We start from the raw sequence: 1,577 nt of genomic DNA on the forward strand, positions 1-1,577 counted from the left end.
ACCTCCGGGTCGAAGGCCGAGGTGACGGCGAAGACGAGGCGGCCGCTCTCCGTGGGGATCACACGGCCCTGGCGCATGTCGTCGATGAGGCAGGCGGCGAAGTCGTTGGAGCCGGCCGCGCCGTAGAGCAGCCCGGTCCGCGGGCCGCGGCGCACCCGCGCCACCGCGAAGGGCATCAGCGCCTCGTCCTCGCGGCCTTCCTCGACGCCGACCGGCATGAAGTACTCATGGCTCTCGCCGTTGGCGAGCTGCACCTGCAGCCGCGGCAGCAGGAAGCGCGCGCTCCCGTCGACGTCCTTCAGGGCGGCGCAGTCGACCACCTTCGTGGCCTTGATCCGCGAGCCCTTGGCGCCGAACCAGCGCCGGCTCGTCAGGAACGGCGGCACCACCGTGCGCTCGAAGGCGACGCGCTCGCGCCCGCTCATCAGGGTCTCGATCCCGCCGGTGAGCACCAGGGTGAACAGCTCCGGCGGCTCCTGCTGCGGGCCGACCACCCCGGAGCGCGCGGCGCTCAAGCTGAACCAGTAGAAACCGTAGGACGGTAGGGTCAGCAGGTAGGGCAGATCGCCGATCGGCGGGAACTCGGTGCCGCCGGTGAGCTCGATCGGCACCGCGGTGCGCAGTTCCGACAGGTCGAGCTGCACCGCCTGGGGCGCCCGCGACAGGTTCGCCACGCACAGGATCCGCTCGTCCTCGTGCTCGCGGATCCAGGCCAGGACCTTCCGGTTGCTGGGATAGAGGAACTGGATCGTGCCGCGCCCGAGGGCGACGCTGTTGTTGCGGATCGCGATCATGCGCCGCGTCCAGTTCAGCAGGCTCGTCTGCGCCTGGGTCTGCGCCTCGACGTTGATGGCGTCGAAGCCGTAGATCGGGTCCTGGATCGCCGGCAGGAACAACTTCTGGGGGTTCGCCCGGGAGAAGCCGCCGTTGCGGTCCGGGGACCATTGCATGGGCGTGCGCACGCCGTCGCGGTCGCCCAGATAGATGTTGTCGCCCATGCCGATCTCGTCGCCGTAGTAGAGCACCGGCGTGCCGGGCATCGACAGGACGAGGGACTTCATCAACTCGATCTTGCGCCGGTCGTTCTCGAGGAGCGGCGCGAGGCGGCGGCGGATGCCGAGATTGATCCGGGCGCGGCGCTCTGCGGCGTAGAACGACCAGAGGTAGTCACGCTCCTCGGCGGTGACCATTTCGAGCGTCAGCTCGTCGTGGTTGCGCAGGAAGATCGCCCATTGGCAGCCCTCCGGAATCTCCGGGGTCTGGCGCATGATGTCGGTGATCGGGTGCCGGTCCTCCCGGGCGATCGCCATGTACATCCGCGGCATCAGCGGGAAGTGGAACGCCATGTGGCATTCGTCGCCGTCGCCGAAATACTGGGCGGTCTCCTCCGGCCACTGGTTGGCCTCGGCCAGCAGCATCCGGTCGGGGTAGCTGGCATCAAGGGCGGCGCGGATCTTCTTGATGACGTCGTGGGTCTCGGCGAGGTTCTCGCAGTTCGTGCCGTCGCGCTCGATCAGGTAGGGGATCGCGTCGAGGCGCAGGCCGTCGACGCCCATGTCGAGCCAGTAGCGCATCAC

At 68.8% G+C, this 1,577-nt stretch carries 1 protein-coding gene; it reads right to left on the bottom strand.

Annotation, left to right across the window (positions count from 1 at the left end):
- The coding region (locus I53_RS25540; protein ID WP_043356088.1) for an alpha-glucosidase C-terminal domain-containing protein at positions 1-1,577 on the bottom strand (1,577 nt) is incomplete at both ends.

The sequence above is a fragment of the Methylobacterium sp. B1 genome (genome assembly GCF_000333255.1).
Classification (GTDB): domain Bacteria; phylum Pseudomonadota; class Alphaproteobacteria; order Rhizobiales; family Beijerinckiaceae; genus Methylobacterium; species Methylobacterium fujisawaense.